Raw genomic sequence first — 14,498 nt, 5'->3', positions numbered from 1 at the left:
CTGCCTTGCCCCTCCCCTGCATGGCGATTACAGCGGAGCGTGCACAGGCTGAATGTCCGGCCAAAGCATCGCGGTGGAACCCCACGTGAGGCCGCCTCCAAATGCTGTGAGGACCACGCGACCGCCTTCCGCGATGCGCTGCTGGTCCGCAGCCCAGGCCAGCGCGAGCGGGATGGAGGCTGCAGCGGTGTTCCCGAGATCGTGAATGTTGGTGATCACTCGCTCCTCGGGGAGGCGGAGGCGCTGGGCGACGGACTGAAGGATGCGGATGTTGGCCTGGTGCCCGACGAAGGCGTCGATGGTTTCGGGCTCCCATTCCGCCGCCTTGGCAACCCGAAGAGCTGAGTCGGTCATCGCTGTGACAGCACGGACGTAGACGTCACGCCCCCGCATCTGCAGGAACTGCTCTCCTGGTGGGATGGTGATGAGGTCTTGGCCGCCACCGTCGCTGCCGAGGTCGTGCTGGAGTATGGCGCCGGGGGCAGAGTGGTCGCCGGCCTCCAGCAGTGCAGCCCCTGCTCCGTCACCGAAGATGATGGCGGTGCTGCGATCACTTGGGTCGACGATCGTGGAGTAGCGCTCCGCACCGATCACCAGCGCGCTTCGGCATGTGCCTGCGGTAATCATGGACGAGGCCACCGACAGCGCGTACGCGAAGCCGGAGCACACTGCGGCAAGATCGAATGCCGCGGCATTGGTGAGGCCCATGGTCGTCGCGACTTGAGGCGCCGTGGCAGGGCACGTTCTGTCGGGTGTGGTAGTGGCTACGATCACAAGATCACAGTCGGCGCGGCCTGCGGATTCCAGGGCGGCACGTCCCGCCGCGGCAGCCAGCTCTGCTGTTGAAGTGTCAGCTGTGGCGATTCTGCGCCGCTCGATGCCAGTGCGTTCGAGGATCCATTCGTGCGATGTGTCGAGGTGCTCTGCGAGATCTTCATTCGTGACGACGCGTGATGGAAGGCAGGTGCCCAGGCCGACCATGACAGCACGGTTACCGGAGAGGTCGGGGTAGTTCATCAGAGTCCTTGGAGGTCGGCACTGACAGGTACGAGACGCGTCCCCGTGCGTCTGGCCAGCCGGGGTTACCGGGCCGCGGCAGGGCTTGATCGGCCCCCTCTCGCGCGTAGATCTGCGTGAGGATCTCGGGAATGGTCATGAAGACGAAGTCGGTGGTGATCAGTGGGCTGGGGAGGGGCGCGGTTGCGTTGGTGCCCATGGATCGATTGCCAAACGTCGCAAGTGGTCGCAGTGGCCGTGTGCCAGCATTGTGGGGGACGCAAAGTCGGCACACGGGATCACTACAGAGGTGGGGAGCGTGGTCACACGCCCAGCACGAGTACGCAGTTGGCGCCGCCAAAGCCCAGGGAGTTGCTTACGGCAACCTCAGGGTTCAAGGTCTCTTCCTTGTCGACGATCAGGTTGAGTCCGTTCAGCTGCGGATCCACTGCCGGGGTGTGCGCGGTCGGCGGGACCACTCCGGTGGCGAGGGTGCGGAGTGTGAGAACAGCTTCGATCGCCCCAGCTGCTCCCAGCGAATGTCCCAGTACGCCCTTGTTCGAGGTGACGGACGGTTGGTGGGGAAACATTCTCCGAATCAACTGTCCCTCGATGCGGTCGTTGTACGGAGTGGACGTTCCGTGAGCGTTGATGTGATCCACATTGGCAGGCACGAGGCGCGCGTCCTTGAGTGCCTCGAGCACGGCCGCCTCGGCGCCGGCACCGTCCGGGTGCGGTTGCACCGCGTGGTGGGCGTCGGTGGTGCATGCGTAGCCGAGGATGGAGCCCAGACTGGCCGCTCCGCGCTCGTCAGCTTCTTCCTTCCGCTCCATCACGACGGCTGCGGCTCCCTCGGAGAGCACGAAGCCCGATCGGTCTGCCGCGAAAGGGCGTGAGGCATCTACGGCGTGGCTGTCCGTCAGGGCCCCCATGGAGGCGAATCCCGCGGCAACCACGGGCACGACACCCGCGTCGGTTCCACAGGCGATGGCCACGTCGCACGTACCTGCACGTAGCAGGTCGCGGGCGACGCCGATTGCCACAGCTCCCGACGCGCAGGCCGCGACCACGGTGTGGCTGGGGCCCAGGATGTGGTGTCGGATCGCGATGGTTCCCGCAGCCATGTTGATGAGCGATCGCGGATGGAGATAGGGCGATACCGCATCGGGGCCGCGCTCCGACAAGCGGGTCTGCGCCGTGCTCATCGTCGTGGCGCCGCCCAGTCCGCATCCGACGACGACGCCGACACGGCGACCGTCCCAGGCTTGGGTGTCATGCCCCGACTCGGCTATCGCATGGTCGACGGCGACCAGTGCATAGCGCACGAAGGGGTCGAGGTTCGCGGTTCCCTTGCCCGGCAAAACGTCGTAGCCGAAGGCCGGCACCGACAGGTAGTGGCGCTCCGGTATGTCAGCAGACCTGGTCTTGGACGCAGTGAGGGACCGGCCTTCTCGGATGGCCTTCCAGGTTTCGTCGACGCCAGCACCGGCTGGGGTGACCATGCCGGTGCCAGTGACGACGACTTCGTCGAGCGCGGTCATGCCGGGTGCTTTTCACCCTGGACGGCGACGAGGTCGGTCAGACCAGAGACGGTCAAGCTTCCCATGCTGGCCTCTTCATCGCTGAGGTCCACGCCCGTCTCTTCCTTGACTCGCACGATGAGTTCCGCTACGGCCAGGGAGTCCAGATCGAGAGCGGCCAGGGTGGCGTCGTTGGCCACCTGGTCCGGGTCGGCCTCGAGGTCGTCGACAAGGATGCTGCTCAGGGTTGCGTGCAGGCTTTCGCTCATGCCAAAGGGTCCTTCCTGTGAGGGGTTATGGGGCTGCTGATGCCAGCCACGTGCTGCGCGATCGGCGGGGCTCACGCCGCGATCGGCTGAGCGTCGTCCGTAACACCCGTTGCGACGACGGGCTGGTGTATGCGCCCTTCAAGGAATTCACCGTTGAGGGGGCGCAGGTCCGTGACAGCGAAGGAGCGTCGCAGCCACCGGTCGGCACCGTCGTACTGCGGGGTGAATCCGGTGCGGCCGTGCACGGCCTGCCTGTTGTCCACGATGATGAGGTCGCCGGCCTGCAGAACCAGCCCCTTGAGCGACTGCATCATGGCCTGCTCAAGCCGGTCCAGCGCCCCCTGCGCACGAGGCGTCGTTGCCACCGTGCCGTGGAAGTCCACGCGCAGCTCCGGCGATTCCTCAGAGCCGGTGAGCACCGGGCCGGGGTCGGTCAGGACCTCGATCGAGCCGTCGTGGACGAACGAGGTGCTGAAGCGGGTCCGGAATTCCGGCTCCCGCAGGGTCGCGATCGTTTCTGCATCCAGGAGCGGCAGAGCGTCTCGGATTCCGCAGGTGACGGTGGCCGCGACGCCTTCGTGGTCTCCGCGGAGGCACGTCAGGCTCAGGAAATGCGGCGGGTTGGGGTGGAAGCCGTCTTCAGTGTGCAGCTCCAGCAGGACGGATCCGCTGTTCTCCTGCCGGTTCTCGGCGCCCTTCTTCGGGCACACGTCCTGAACCAGGTGGCCGCTCTTCTCATCGCTGTAGGAGAAGGAACGGCCCAGCACCGACATCACCATAAGTTGTGTGAGCGTAGCCACGGGGACGTCTGACCAGACCGGCTCGTCCTCCACCCGATCGGGTGTGGCCGGCAGGGATCCCACGGGAAGCCCACGCAGCAAAAGGGATCCGCTGGAGTTGCCGCTGTCGCGGAAGGAAATCAGCTCCTTGCGGACAGGGGTGGGAAGAGCCGCCGCGGCCAACTCCACGGCGCGCAGCAGATCGGTGTCGTGCAGCGAGCGTCTGGTGTACTCGGCAGCGAGGTGCAAGGCTGCCTGCTCAAGGTGCTCGGACTCCTCGGGGTTGAGCAGGATGCCCGCCGAACGTATGTCTGCGTAGCGGAAATCCTCCGTCATGCCTCTTTGCCTTTCAGTCTCTGCAAGCTGCCGCGGGTGAGCCTGCGGTAGGTGCGGTAGATCGGCGCGGGAGCGAAGCCGTTCCAGGCTTGCTCGGCAGGCAGGTAGGTCAGGAACCGGGCCCGCTCCACCTGACGGCTCAAGTCGTCGATCAGCCGGCGGACGCGCGGCATCGCAACGTGGTGGACGTCCACGGCTACCGTGCTGGGGAGCTTGCCGCCGTCCACAAGAACGTTCACCATATGGACGGCCAGGGCGCCGAACTGCGTGGCGGCTTCGGCCAGCTGAGGGACGCTGTAGTCGGGTGTGCTCAGACCGCGCCGCAGCTCGCGGTACATCTCCGCTGAGATGTACGACCGCGGTGCGATCCGGAAAATGACCTCCCACGTGCTCAGGTGCTTCTCGTCGCCTGGCACGAGTTGCCTGTTGAAGATGTGGCGGATCACCCGGTAGTCGAAGACCTGCGCGGCGAGCATGCCGGCCATGTCCCAGGCGGTTACCAAGGGCTTCCTCTGGCGGCACGCCTCCCCGTGCAGTGCGACCTTCGCTGCCAGACCGGATGCTGTGGTGACGTCGACGCCGTCGACGATGACATCGGCCTGCGCCACGAGCGTCTTCGCGTTCGCCGTGGTCACACCCTCGGCCTCGACCTCGACTTCGATGTGCGGGTTGATGGAGCGCAGTGCGCCGGCTGCGACTTCCGCCTTGTTGCGGCCCAGGTCGTCGACGGTGGCGTTCTGCCGGTTCAGGTTGTTGAGTTCGTACGTACCGACGTCGGCCAGTACGAAGTGCTGGTAGCCCATGCGTCCCAGCGGCCGGATGGTGGCTCCGCCGATGGATCCGCAGCCGGCTACAAGTAGACGGGCGTTTCGGATCTTGTCCTGGAGGTGCGCGGAGATCAGGCCGCAGTTGCGCTGAGTCAGGTTCCTGTAGAACGCATCAGGGTCCAGTTCCCGGGCCTGCTCGGGGGTACCGATATCCATGACAGTCATGTCGTGGTCTCCCTGAGCGACGTAAGCGATGCTCGGATCGAGCCAGCGTCATCCGAGGCCAGCACGTTCGACAGATACTCAAGAGTGGGGTGCAGCTCGCCGCTGTCCGTGAGGATGAACGGATACGAACGCTCGCGTTGGTTCCACATGGGCGCAAACAGATCGTCCGGGTCGGGCGCCAGGGCAGGAACGTCGAGGGTTCGTGTGTGGAACCCCAGCAGCTGCAGCTGGTGGACCGCGCCGTTCTTCTTTCCGTCGCCGACGATCGCTCCGCCAGGATGCTCGAGTATCTGAAGGCATGCGTGGGCCCAGCCCAGGTAGACCCACCACGGCACCGACGCTGCCGCTTGTGACCGGGACATGGCCCAGTCCCGCACCAGCCGCTTACCTTCGCCTACCGCTGCAGCCGGTGTCTTTGGCCCCAGGTAGTCGGCCAGGCGAAGGCCGTAGTCCCGTTCCACCACGAACGGACGGTGGTCGACGGCGCTGAGGAGGGTTCCGTCAGCGTCTCGTGTCACGGCCAGGGTTCCGTAGCCGCGAAGCCGACCAGACTCCCGCTCCACGACAAGGGTGTGGAAGTCATGAAGGGCCTGCTGGTCGTAGGGTTCGTGGTTCAGCCCCCTGGCTGCCACCGCTGCGGCGTCGGCCCATCCCCGGTGGAGGTACTGCAGAAGGCGGAACCGGTAGACGGCCTGCAGCAGTTCCTCCGGCAGCTGTGCTCCCCGCAATGTGAGGGTAAGCAGCCCTTGTGGGCTGACAGCGTGGAAGATCGGGTCTCCAGAGACCTTGGCTTCCAAGTTGGGCAGCCGGATCTCTGGATCACGCTGATCGGCAAAAGAGCTGTCCTGATCGGTCGCTGGAACCGTCATCGGATACCCGGGACGTCGAACAGCTCGTCGGTAATGACCAGGGCCAGGGCTTCGGGGGTGCCCTCGTAGATCCGGGGGCCGTAGGCGTCGCGCAGCACCCTGTCCATGCCATCGCCTCGCTGGAACGCCTGGGCGCCGATCAGTGCCATGGCGGCATCGGCATTGTCGATGGCGGCACGGTCCGCGACCATCTTGGCGACCGCCGGTTCATAGGCCGGGGTGGGAAGGATCGTGTCGGCCTTGGCGGCTGCGTCCAGGTACAGCGCCCGGGAGGCAGAAACGCGCGCGGTCATGTCGGCGAGCTTGCGTGCACTCATCTGGTGCTCGTAGAGCAGTCGGCCACCCTGCTTGCGCTCCCCACACCAGGCGACCGCCCGGTCAAGGGCGTGCCGGGCGATACCGGTGGCGACCGCAGCGCAGGTAACGCGTGTCAGGTTGCCGATAGCGACGTTGAGATCCCAGCCGCCGTGTTCGTCGCCGATCACGTTCTCCACAGGGACGCGGGCGTCGTTGAAGATCAGCTCACCTGCGGGTGCGGTGCGGTATCCGACCTTGTCGTGGATCTCCCCGCGGGTCACACCGTCCTGCTCGAGCTCGGTGACGAAGCAGGTCATGCCGGTAGAGCCGACCGATCCTTCGAGATTGGCCATGACGGTGGCGTAGGTGGCGACGGGGGCGTTGGTGATGTACCGCTTGGTGCCGTTGAGCAGGTACTCGCTGCCCGATCGGCGTGCACTCGTCATGTTCTGCGCACACGGGGCCTGCTGAGGAAGTACCAGGTCGGTGCCGTTGCGCTCCTCGGCTACGGCGTTGCATCCGAGGACGACTTCCTCTCCCAGGAAGGGGGTGAGGTAGCGGGCCTGCAGGTCGGGGTTTCCGCAGACCAACAGAGGGGTCTGGAAGAGTCCGGTGGCACCGAATATCAGTGCCATGCCGGGGTCTGCAGCGGCAAGCTCTTCCAGGACGAGGGCAAGTCCGAGCTGGCTGAGACCGAGGCCCCCCATCTCCCGCGGCAAGGGCATACGGGTGAGGCCGAGGGCCGCGCCCTTCATGACAGTTGCCCAGTCCACAGTGCCCTTCTCGATGCCGTCGCGCTGGGCGGCGCCGGGCGCGATCTCATCCCTGGCGAAGGCGACAACCTTGCGCAGCGCTTCAGCTTCGTGGCTCGCGAGCAACGGGTGGTCGGCAGGTGAGTGCTTGTAGGTCATGAATCTTCCTCGTCAGTGCTCGAGCTCGAAGGTGGCCAGGGCCTGCCCGAAGGCGAGGGTCTGCATGACGGGGCCGTGGCAGGAGAAGCGTCGGCCGGTGAGGGAACGCAGGAAGCTGCGGCGTCCCTGAGCGATGTCCAGCAGTTCTGGCCAGGCCATGCGAAGTACATGGGTGGGCTGTTGGTCCGTTTCCTCGCCCTGGGGGTCGAGTACGAACTCGACACTCGGTTCGGAGAGGACGAAGCGGACGGTCGCGCCGGCGTCGCTCCAGGCGGGTGCGACGCGGGCTGCTGCAGATAGAGCAGTTTTCACCTGTGTCGACGAAGTCGCCATGCCGATCCCTTCGATAGATGTTGTGAGCGAGATCGGTTTTATCTGACGAGACTTGTGAACTTCATCGTGACGAAGTTACGTTAGAATCAGCTGATTACCTCGAGGTAACCGACTACCGGGGGAAGTTGATGGATAGTCAGACCTGCCCTGCCCGCCTGATATTGAGCCGCGTCGGCGAGAGGTGGACGATGGCAGCGTGTCGACATATCGCGCTCGGCGTGGTCAAGTTCACAGACTTGAAGGCTTCACTGCCAGGCGTTTCGGCGAAGGTCCTCTCCGAGACACTGGTGCGACTCGAGCGCGACGGCCTCATCACCCGCATGATCGTCAGCGGTCGACCCCCGAGCGTGACCTATTCCCTAACCCCGCTGGGCAAGAGCCTGTTGGAGGCTGTGGGAACCATCGTCGACTGGTCGGCGGAGCATGCGGCGCTGATCGAGGATGCGCGGCGCGCCTACGACGAGCGACGTTTGGAAACCGACCCGGCCCGCCGCTCGATACTTACTGTGGCGCACTGACCGGCTTGTGCCACGGAAGACACATCGGGAGTGGATTTAGAGATTGTTTACTTTTATTGCGACCCCCTTACCCGTTTTTGAGGGAGATTTAACTTTTGATGCGCGCGTCGGGGCTTGGCGGAATCTTCTGCCAGGCCCCGACGCTTCCATTCTGATGAATGTCGAGGATTCAGTTCGGGTGCTGTCGGCTGGATGTGTACCGCGGAGGCAGTCCACCTCTTATGGGGAGGGCGACATCGCACGGAACATCGCGCAGCACTGAGGTGAGTTGCTGTGCAACCTGTCCCGCCGCCGCCAGCGCCTGGCGGTCTTCGGCGGTGAGGGTCTTCATCTGACTGAGCGTCATTTCTTCTTCTCCGTGGTGGAACCTCTAGCGGCCGGGGCGCTGCACGTGGTGCTCGGTAAGGCGTTGGTAGGCGCTTGCCAGGCTGATGACGCGCTCTTCGCCCCAGTAAGGGCCCACGATCGACATGGACAGGGGGAGGCCGTCCTGAGTGAACCCGATCGGCACCACTGCTACAGGGTGGCCGGTGACGCTCCAGGCTGTGGTGTGCATGGATCCCAAGTAGGTTGAGGGATCCAGCGGATGCATCTTGTCGAGCGCCGGGGCGCCGAGATGGCACGTGGGGGTCACCAGGAGGTCGACATGGTCGAAGACAGCTTCGACCTGGCGGGAGAGGGCGTCGCGAACGCGCTGGGCTCGCAGATAGTCCCGCGCGGAGATGGACTCGCCGGCAGAGAACACCCAGCGTGCACCGCGACCGTAGTGCTCCCATTGCTGCACCAGGGTGTCGTGGTGGATCTCATGGGCCTCCGTGAGCATAAGCACGTTGCCCACCACGTTGAGCAGCGGGTAGCCGGGAACTTGCACGGCAGACTGCTGCATTCCCAAGGTGCTGAGGTCCTTCAGCGCCTGAGCAAAGACGGCCGGCTGGGCGGGGTCGATGCCGGCGTCGGCGTAGTCGACCAGAGCGTCGGTGCCGATACGGAGCCCAGCCACGTCTGCATCCAGCGCCGCGACGTAGTCATCGACTGGTGCCTGTGCCGCGTAGGGATCCGTTGCATCCGGGCCCGCCATGACTTGGAGCAGGCGGACGCACAGGTCGATGGATCCGGCGATCGGCCCGACGGAGTCCAGGGAGGAGGCCAGCGGGTAAGTTCCGGTGGTCGGTACGCGTCCGCGGGTGGCCTTGAGCCCGGTCGTTCCGGTGTAGGCGGCGGGGATGCGCAGGCTTCCGGTGGTGTCCGTGGCGATCGCGGCGTCGAAGCAGCCGGCTATGACGCCGCTGCCGGAGCCTGAACTCGATCCGCCGGCCCACCTGTCCAGGGACCACGGGTTGCGGCTGATGGGTCCTGGGCCGGAGCCGTCTTGGACTCCGAGCGCGTACTCCATCGTGGCTGTCTTGCCGACCACCACGGCTCCCGCCTGCTTGAGGCGGGAAACCACCGTGGCTTCGGGCTGCTGGTGCGGCCACGGGGAAAGCGCCACGTCACTCTGCGCGGTGGTGGGAGCGGAGGATTCAAAGATGATGTCCTTCACGCCCAGGGTCACTCCGGTGAGAGGGCCGGTCTTGGGCTCCTCGCGGTGAGCACGAAGAGCTTGCTCGTGCAGGGGGGTGGTGAAGATGCCAAACTTCTCGTCTGCCTGGTTGGTTGCGTGCTGTGAGCGCGCGATGGCTTCTTCGACAGGGTCGAGCATGGGGGCGGTGTCGGTAGCAGAGGTCACGAGGGCTGCCTCTCAAGAGCTTGTGGCAGGCTGGGGGGTCCGGGTCAGGTGGCGCAGTCGCAGCGCGACGAGGAAGGCAAGTGCTGCACAGATCGTGAGGGCCAGGAAGCCGTGCCCGATGCCGGTGGAGGTCGCGTCCGCGGCAGATGCTCCCGCGCTGAGCTGGTTGTGGGTCGTGGTGGCCAGGATCGTGCCGACAGCGGCGATCCCCAGTGCCGCGCCCGTCTGGTTGAAGGTGTTCAGGAGCCCCGACCCAACGCCCGACTCCTGCAGGCGGACGTGGGACGAGCCGATCCCGTAGAGCGGCACGAAGCAGCTGGGCAGACCAGCGCCGATGACGGCCAGGGCAAGGACGGTCGCGGTGATGCTGGACGGCGCTGTGGCGAGCAGGCCGGCCCCGAGCAGTTGAGCGATGGTGCCCGCGATGTAGAGACCGGCCAGGCCGAGTGCACCCACCAGCTTGGGCACGACCAGGGCAACAAGCAGCGAGGCCAGCCCCATCGGGAGCAGGGCAAGGCCGGCCGTAAGGGCGCTCAGGTCATGGACTTGCTGGAAGTAGATGCTGGCCAGGTACGAGCTGCTGATCATCACAGCGGCTGCGAGCAGGAGTCCGATGCTGGACAGCCAGTACGTGGGCATGCGCAGCAAGCGCAGGGGCAGCAGGGGGTCGTCCTCGGACAGTTCCAGCTTGGTCAGCACAGCGAGCAGGACGACGGCCGCAACGATGCTGATCCATGCAGCACCCGTGGACACGCCGTCCTGGAGACGGACCAGCCCGTACGACAGACTGGCCAGACCTGCGGTGGCCAGGGCTGCGGTGGGCACGCGCAGAGGGCGTGCGTGCGTCGCGGACAGGGCCGGCAGGCTGCGCAGGGCACCGATGAACGCGGCCGCTCCGATCGGAATGTTGATCAGGAATGCCCAGCGCCAGTCGATGGCCGTCACCATGAGACCGCCCAGTACGACACCGATCGTCGCGCCCAGGACACCCAGACCGCTCCAGGCAGTCAGTGCAATCTTGCGCTGCTGCGGGAGCTGGTACACCGCCAACACGATCGACAGCGCGGCTGCCGACAGCAGCGCTGCACCCAGTCCCTGCAACACGCGTCCTGTCACCAGAAGTTCCTGGTTGCCGGCCAGGCCACACAGCACTGACGCGATGGTGAAGATCGTCAGCCCAGAGAGGAACGAGCGCCTCCTGCCCATGACGTCGGCGACGCGTCCACCAAACAGCAGCAGGCTGCCGTACATCAGCACATAGGCGCTGATCGTCCACTGCAGCGCCGAGGGGCTGGCGGGCAGCCGTGCCCCGATGGTGGGCAGCGCCACATTCACGACCGTCGAGTCCAGCATGACCATGAGCTGGGCCACGCCTACAACGGCCATCGGCGTCCAGGGGGCGGGCGCCCGAGTCTGTTCCGTCTCGTTCTCCGAGACCGTTTCAGTCATCAGTTCCTCCTTCGACAGAGGAAACTACATTCATGCGAATGAATAGACAACCGGGGGGTGCGCTCCTAGACTCAAGGGCGTGGAGAACTCCCTAAGCGGTCAGTGGCTGTCGTGGTTGCGCATCAGCGCGCGCATAAACCAAGCGCTCGAACGCGTCCTCTCCGACAAGTACGGGCTCTGCGTCAGCGCCTACGAGGTCATGGACGTGATGTGGCACGAACACGGATGGATCCGCTCGGGTGAGCTGAGCTCCCGCTCGTCGCGCAGCCAGCCGCAGGTCTCACGACTTCTGACGCAGATGGTCAACGCCGGGTACGTGGAACGTAAACCCTCCCCCGGCGATGGCCGCGGCTCCCAGGTCCAGCTCACAGCCTCCGGACGCGACCTGTTCCGCGAGGCCGGCGCCACAGTGGAGCAGATCCTGCGCGAGCTGACCGACGAGGACACCGAGGCACGCACGATCCTGGCCTCGCACCGCCTTGAACACGGCTGACAAGCCCCGTTACCGGGGTCAGGTCCTACCTGAAGCTTCCCCGTGATCTTGGACACTCGATCTTCATGCTGCGAGGTCGTGTTGGTGCCGCTGTCGGGCCTCGGCTGGGGTGAGGTAGCCGAAGACGCTGTGCTTGCGCAGTCGGCAGCGGTTGCAGAACGTCTCGATGAAGCCGAAGACCTCAGCTCGGGCGGTGGCCCGGTCGGGCCAGACGCGGGTGCCGATCTCTTCTTCGAGCAGGGCCCAGAAGCTCTCCGCAGCGGCATTGTCGAAGCAAGATCCGGTGCGCCCGCAGCTTTGCCGGAGGCCCAACTCGCTTATGCGGTGGCGGAAGCGGCTGCTGTGTATTCGCTGCCGCGGTCCGAATGCGCGATGCAGCCGAGCTGGAGACGACCGCGTCCGGCCGCCATCGTCAGCGCGTCGATGACGAGCCCGCGGCGTTCCGCGATCTCCCGGCAGATGCGCTCCTGGCGGTCGCCACCGGTCTGGTCGTCATCGTCGGCCTGGGATATGCGGCAGTAGATCGCCGCCGGCTCACCGGCGACGCTGGTGCTGGAGTTGCCCCTGGTGGGCTTGTTGCGCGACACGCGAATGAGCGTACGAACAAGGAGTCGGCTGGGTGACGGCCGCGCCCGAGCTGGTCACGGCGGTCCGCACCGCCAAGCAGTACCTGACGTTCGTCTCGGCGGGCCCGTTCCAGTACGCGGTCGCCGAGGCACTGCGCCTGCCGGAGAGCTACTTCACAGACGCCCGCGACACCCTGCGCGCCAAACGCGACATGCTCGCCGACGGCCTCACGGCAGCGGGCTTCGAGGTCTTCCGCCCTCAGGGCACCTACTTCATCACCACCGACATCACCGCACTCGGCGAAAAGGACGGCCTGACCTTCTGCCGCGCACTCCCCGAGCGGTGCGGCGTAGTCGCCGTACCCAACGCCGTCTTCTATGACGACCCCGAGGCGGGCCGCACCCAGGTCCGCTTCGCCTTCTGCAAGCGCGAGGACGTCCTGCGCGAGGCGGCGGCCCGCCTGCGGGGGCGGTGAGCGACGCCGCTGCTCAGTGTGTCAGCGAGGCGGCCAGCTGCAGTCTGGTCTTCAGCTGCTCTTTGGCCAGCGCCAGTACTTCCGCGTGCTTCTCTATCAGCTGCCGCTGATAGGCCGTCGTCACCGCGTAGTGCGTGCCGACCAGGTTGACCTGCTGTTTGCACCGTACGTCGGCCTTGGCCGCCGTGATCGCCCTGGGGCTGGAGAGTTCTGACCCGGCTATGCCCAGTTCCTTGGCCGCCTTCATGGGATCGGCGACCGTGTAACCCGCCTTCGCCATACATGCCGACCAGCGCTTGTTGACCGCGCGGACCCGAGAGTCTTCCCGCGTCTTCGACTCGGCCTCGCTCTTGAGGTTGAAGACGAAGAGGATGTCGACCTCGTTCGCCTTGCGCGCGTAGAGCTTGAGGAAGGACTCGCGGACACAGCCGCCCACCGGCACTCGCTCGCCGTTGAACGTCCGCTCGCTTCCCCCGCCCTTCTCCGCCTCCTCCTGGGTAGGGGGCAGGTCGGCCGGCTTCAGGTCCTTCTCGCCGCCGAGGGCCAGTTCCTCCGCCTGGCTCTGCGGCTTGGCCGGGGGCGCTTGCGCCGGAGCCTTCGCCACTGCGGGGTTCAGATAGCCGTACTGCGCGGCGACGTCAGGGTCCACCAGACCGAAAACACGCGCGTTCGCCCCACTCGTGGGCACGGGAGGCTGCTCGGGCGCCCGGTAGTCGAAGCCGAGCCGTGCCATGCACCGGCTGGTGAGGATGTTCTGGGCCTGAGTGAGCGTGTTCTGCTGCTCAGGCGTGGCCTCGTAGGCTTCCAGAGGGAAGCTCACGCCGGTGGTCTTGACCATGGTCGGCGTCGAGTCGATCTGCGGTTCGGCGCTCGCGTCGGCGCCGTCCTGGTCCGTGGCGGAGCAACCCGCCAGGGTCAGGACAGCGGCGACAGCGCATACGTGGCGTCGGTTCACTAGAAGATGACGAAGGAACTCGACGAGATCTTGTTCTTGAAGGTGGAGGACGCGTCACCGCTGTAGCCGGCCGGCAGTGATCCCCGAGTACCCTCTTGGTAGTGATCGGTCCAGTTGTAGTAGAGACCGAACTCGCCGGACTCAAGCTTGCCGTCAGCTGCCGCCGCTGCCGACCCCGCAGCGCCCAGGACGAAGCCGCCCAGCGCGATCGCCGTCACCGCGAGCGCCGAGGCGCGTCTCCCCGTTCGGCTGCCCTTCATGTCCCACCCCTTCGTTTGCATTCCGTAAAGATCTTGAGGTGGCGTACCTCATCATGTGGAAAACCCAAGGTCAACTGCCCCTGAGGACAGTTGACGTATCCGCCCCGGCGGCCCTACCGTCAGCCGCTCCAGCTGGCAGGCGCACACCCGACCTCTCTGCGGCGGGATCGGCCGGAGGGGGCGGAGCTTCGCGTCGCGTCTGGCTCGCCCCCCTCACGCACTTCGGAGTCTCCATGCCTGTTCGTCCTGCCGCGCCCGGATTCGCGGCGGTGGCGCTGCTCGCTTCCGTGCTCGTCACCGGCTGTTCCGGTGGCGGTTCCTCCGAGGCGAAGGAGGGGAAGTCCCCTCCCCCGAGTGCCGAGGACCAGGCCTTTTACAAGTGCATGGAGAAGAACGGCATCATCCTGGAGGAGCGCGACGACGTGCTCCGCGTGGACAAGGACAAGAACGACGCTGCCTCGCAGGCCGCCGCACAGGCGAAGTGCACGCACCTGAGCGCCGATCGCGATGCCGCTTCGGTCGCTCCGGCTCCCGAGGCCTTCGTGGCCGAGATGAAGAAGTTCAGTGCCTGTATACGCGAGAACGGCTTCCCCGACTATCCGGATCCTGATCCGAAAACAGCCGAGGTCGACTTGGGGGACGACGCGGACGAGTTGTACAAGTCGCCCGAGTTCATGGCCGCCGCCCAGAAGTGCTCTCCTTCCGATCCGGGCGGCGACATCGTCGGCGGCTGAACCACGTACGCCGCGATGC

17 protein-coding genes and 1 pseudogene are annotated in these 14,498 nt (G+C 65.9%); 4 read left to right on the top strand and 14 right to left on the bottom strand.

Annotation, left to right across the window (positions count from 1 at the left end; genetic code table 11):
- Nucleotides 1-27 precede the first annotated feature (27 nt).
- The 8 genes from ACX6XY_RS20030 to ACX6XY_RS19995 form a co-directional block, all read right to left on the bottom strand.
- A complete protein-coding gene (locus ACX6XY_RS20030) occupies nt 28-1,017 on the bottom strand; it encodes a beta-ketoacyl-ACP synthase III (RefSeq protein WP_460332445.1) in 990 nt (329 codons plus the stop codon).
- A gap of 302 nt (nt 1,018-1,319) precedes the next feature.
- Complete coding sequence (locus ACX6XY_RS20025) at nt 1,320-2,537, bottom strand: beta-ketoacyl-[acyl-carrier-protein] synthase family protein (protein WP_460332443.1); 1,218 nt, start codon at nt 2,535-2,537, stop codon at nt 1,320-1,322.
- Nucleotides 2,534-2,785 (bottom strand): acyl carrier protein, encoded by a 252-nt coding sequence (locus tag ACX6XY_RS20020; RefSeq protein WP_460332441.1) that lies wholly within the window; start codon nt 2,783-2,785, stop codon nt 2,534-2,536. Before ACX6XY_RS20020 ends, ACX6XY_RS20025 begins: the two co-directional genes overlap by 4 nt.
- Nucleotides 2,786-2,856: 71 nt before the next feature.
- Entirely contained in the window at nt 2,857-3,900 is a 1,044-nt protein-coding gene (locus tag ACX6XY_RS20015) for a TauD/TfdA family dioxygenase (protein ID WP_460332439.1), read from the bottom strand.
- Nucleotides 3,897-4,892 (bottom strand): ThiF family adenylyltransferase, encoded by a 996-nt coding sequence (locus ACX6XY_RS20010; protein WP_460332437.1) that lies wholly within the window; start codon nt 4,890-4,892, stop codon nt 3,897-3,899. Before ACX6XY_RS20010 ends, ACX6XY_RS20015 begins: the two co-directional genes overlap by 4 nt.
- Nucleotides 4,889-5,761, bottom strand: a complete 873-nt coding sequence (locus ACX6XY_RS20005) for a hypothetical protein (protein WP_460332435.1) — start codon at nt 5,759-5,761, stop codon at nt 4,889-4,891. The genes ACX6XY_RS20010 and ACX6XY_RS20005 overlap by 4 nt, the downstream gene beginning before the upstream one ends.
- Nucleotides 5,758-6,969: an acyl-CoA dehydrogenase family protein gene (locus ACX6XY_RS20000; RefSeq protein WP_460332433.1), complete on the bottom strand. Its 1,212-nt coding sequence runs from the start codon at nt 6,967-6,969 to the stop codon at nt 5,758-5,760. The genes ACX6XY_RS20005 and ACX6XY_RS20000 overlap by 4 nt, the downstream gene beginning before the upstream one ends.
- Before the next feature lie 12 nt (nt 6,970-6,981).
- The gene (locus ACX6XY_RS19995; RefSeq protein WP_460332431.1) at nt 6,982-7,302 is read right to left on the bottom strand and encodes a hypothetical protein; all 321 of its coding nucleotides are present in this window, start codon (nt 7,300-7,302) and stop codon (nt 6,982-6,984) included.
- Nucleotides 7,303-7,430: 128 nt separating this feature from the next.
- Here ACX6XY_RS19995 and ACX6XY_RS19990 point away from each other — a divergent pair, with 128 nt between their 5' ends.
- A complete protein-coding gene (locus ACX6XY_RS19990; RefSeq protein ID WP_460332429.1) occupies nt 7,431-7,820 on the top strand; it encodes a winged helix-turn-helix transcriptional regulator in 390 nt (129 codons plus the stop codon).
- 370 nt (nt 7,821-8,190) lie between these two features.
- Here ACX6XY_RS19990 and ACX6XY_RS19985 read toward each other — a convergent pair whose 3' ends face one another.
- A complete protein-coding gene (locus tag ACX6XY_RS19985) occupies nt 8,191-9,519 on the bottom strand; it encodes an amidase (RefSeq protein ID WP_460332427.1) in 1,329 nt (442 codons plus the stop codon).
- A 39-nt stretch (nt 9,520-9,558) separates the two neighbouring features.
- Nucleotides 9,559-10,995: an MFS transporter gene (locus ACX6XY_RS19980; protein WP_460332425.1), complete on the bottom strand. Its 1,437-nt coding sequence runs from the start codon at nt 10,993-10,995 to the stop codon at nt 9,559-9,561.
- Between the two features lie 79 nt (nt 10,996-11,074).
- Between ACX6XY_RS19980 and ACX6XY_RS19975 the strand changes: the two genes are divergently transcribed.
- Nucleotides 11,075-11,488, top strand: coding sequence for a MarR family winged helix-turn-helix transcriptional regulator (locus ACX6XY_RS19975; RefSeq protein WP_460332423.1), 414 nt, complete (start codon nt 11,075-11,077; stop codon nt 11,486-11,488).
- Nucleotides 11,489-11,551: 63 nt separating this feature from the next.
- Here the strand turns inward: ACX6XY_RS19975 and ACX6XY_RS19970 are convergent, their stop codons facing one another.
- Both ACX6XY_RS19970 and ACX6XY_RS19965 read right to left on the bottom strand, forming a co-directional pair.
- On the bottom strand, nt 11,552-11,800 hold the full coding sequence (locus tag ACX6XY_RS19970) for a hypothetical protein (protein WP_460332421.1): 249 nt from the start codon (nt 11,798-11,800) through the stop codon (nt 11,552-11,554).
- Between the two features lie 5 nt (nt 11,801-11,805).
- On the bottom strand, nt 11,806-12,075 hold the full coding sequence (locus ACX6XY_RS19965) for a hypothetical protein (protein ID WP_460332419.1): 270 nt from the start codon (nt 12,073-12,075) through the stop codon (nt 11,806-11,808).
- Nucleotides 12,076-12,098: 23 nt separating this feature from the next.
- Between ACX6XY_RS19965 and ACX6XY_RS19960 the strand changes: the two are divergent.
- Nucleotides 12,099-12,530 (top strand): annotated as a pseudogene (locus ACX6XY_RS19960) (aminotransferase class I/II-fold pyridoxal phosphate-dependent enzyme); the annotation flags it as partial.
- 13 nt (nt 12,531-12,543) lie between these two features.
- On the opposite strand, the gene ACX6XY_RS19955 reads toward ACX6XY_RS19960, so the two are convergent.
- Nucleotides 12,544-13,485, bottom strand: coding sequence for a hypothetical protein (locus ACX6XY_RS19955; protein ID WP_460332417.1), 942 nt, complete (start codon nt 13,483-13,485; stop codon nt 12,544-12,546).
- Nucleotides 13,485-13,745 carry a hypothetical protein gene (locus tag ACX6XY_RS19950; RefSeq protein WP_460332415.1) on the bottom strand — a complete coding sequence of 87 codons (261 nt, stop codon included), beginning with the start codon at nt 13,743-13,745 and terminating at the stop codon, nt 13,485-13,487. The genes ACX6XY_RS19955 and ACX6XY_RS19950 overlap by 1 nt, the downstream gene beginning before the upstream one ends.
- Nucleotides 13,746-14,014: 269 nt before the next feature.
- On the opposite strand from ACX6XY_RS19950, the gene ACX6XY_RS19945 reads away from it, so the two are divergent.
- Nucleotides 14,015-14,479, top strand: coding sequence for a hypothetical protein (locus tag ACX6XY_RS19945; protein ID WP_460332413.1), 465 nt, complete (start codon nt 14,015-14,017; stop codon nt 14,477-14,479).
- Nucleotides 14,480-14,498 lie beyond the last annotated feature (19 nt).

It is taken from the genome of Streptomyces sp. O3 (assembly GCF_054788135.1).
The sequence above is the reverse complement of the archived record's forward strand: the minus strand, read 5'-3'. Positions and strand labels throughout refer to the sequence as shown.

Excerpts from the sequence above, each read along its gene's own strand:
- ACX6XY_RS20030 (WP_460332445.1), bottom strand. The coding sequence starts at position 1,017 with ATGAACTACCCCGACCTCTCCGGTAACCGTGCTGTCATGGTCGGCCTG.
- ACX6XY_RS20025 (WP_460332443.1), bottom strand. The coding sequence starts at position 2,537 with ATGACCGCGCTCGACGAAGTCGTCGTCACTGGCACCGGCATGGTCACC.
- ACX6XY_RS20020 (WP_460332441.1), bottom strand. The coding sequence starts at position 2,785 with ATGAGCGAAAGCCTGCACGCAACCCTGAGCAGCATCCTTGTCGACGAC.
- ACX6XY_RS20015 (WP_460332439.1), bottom strand. The coding sequence starts at position 3,900 with ATGACGGAGGATTTCCGCTACGCAGACATACGTTCGGCGGGCATCCTG.
- ACX6XY_RS20010 (WP_460332437.1), bottom strand. The coding sequence starts at position 4,892 with ATGACTGTCATGGATATCGGTACCCCCGAGCAGGCCCGGGAACTGGAC.
- ACX6XY_RS20005 (WP_460332435.1), bottom strand. The coding sequence starts at position 5,761 with ATGACGGTTCCAGCGACCGATCAGGACAGCTCTTTTGCCGATCAGCGT.
- ACX6XY_RS20000 (WP_460332433.1), bottom strand. The coding sequence starts at position 6,969 with ATGACCTACAAGCACTCACCTGCCGACCACCCGTTGCTCGCGAGCCAC.
- ACX6XY_RS19995 (WP_460332431.1), bottom strand. The coding sequence starts at position 7,302 with ATGGCGACTTCGTCGACACAGGTGAAAACTGCTCTATCTGCAGCAGCC.
- ACX6XY_RS19990 (WP_460332429.1), top strand. The coding sequence starts at position 7,431 with ATGGATAGTCAGACCTGCCCTGCCCGCCTGATATTGAGCCGCGTCGGC.
- ACX6XY_RS19985 (WP_460332427.1), bottom strand. The coding sequence starts at position 9,519 with ATGCTCGACCCTGTCGAAGAAGCCATCGCGCGCTCACAGCACGCAACC.
- ACX6XY_RS19980 (WP_460332425.1), bottom strand. The coding sequence starts at position 10,995 with ATGACTGAAACGGTCTCGGAGAACGAGACGGAACAGACTCGGGCGCCC.
- ACX6XY_RS19950 (WP_460332415.1), bottom strand. The coding sequence starts at position 13,745 with ATGAAGGGCAGCCGAACGGGGAGACGCGCCTCGGCGCTCGCGGTGACG.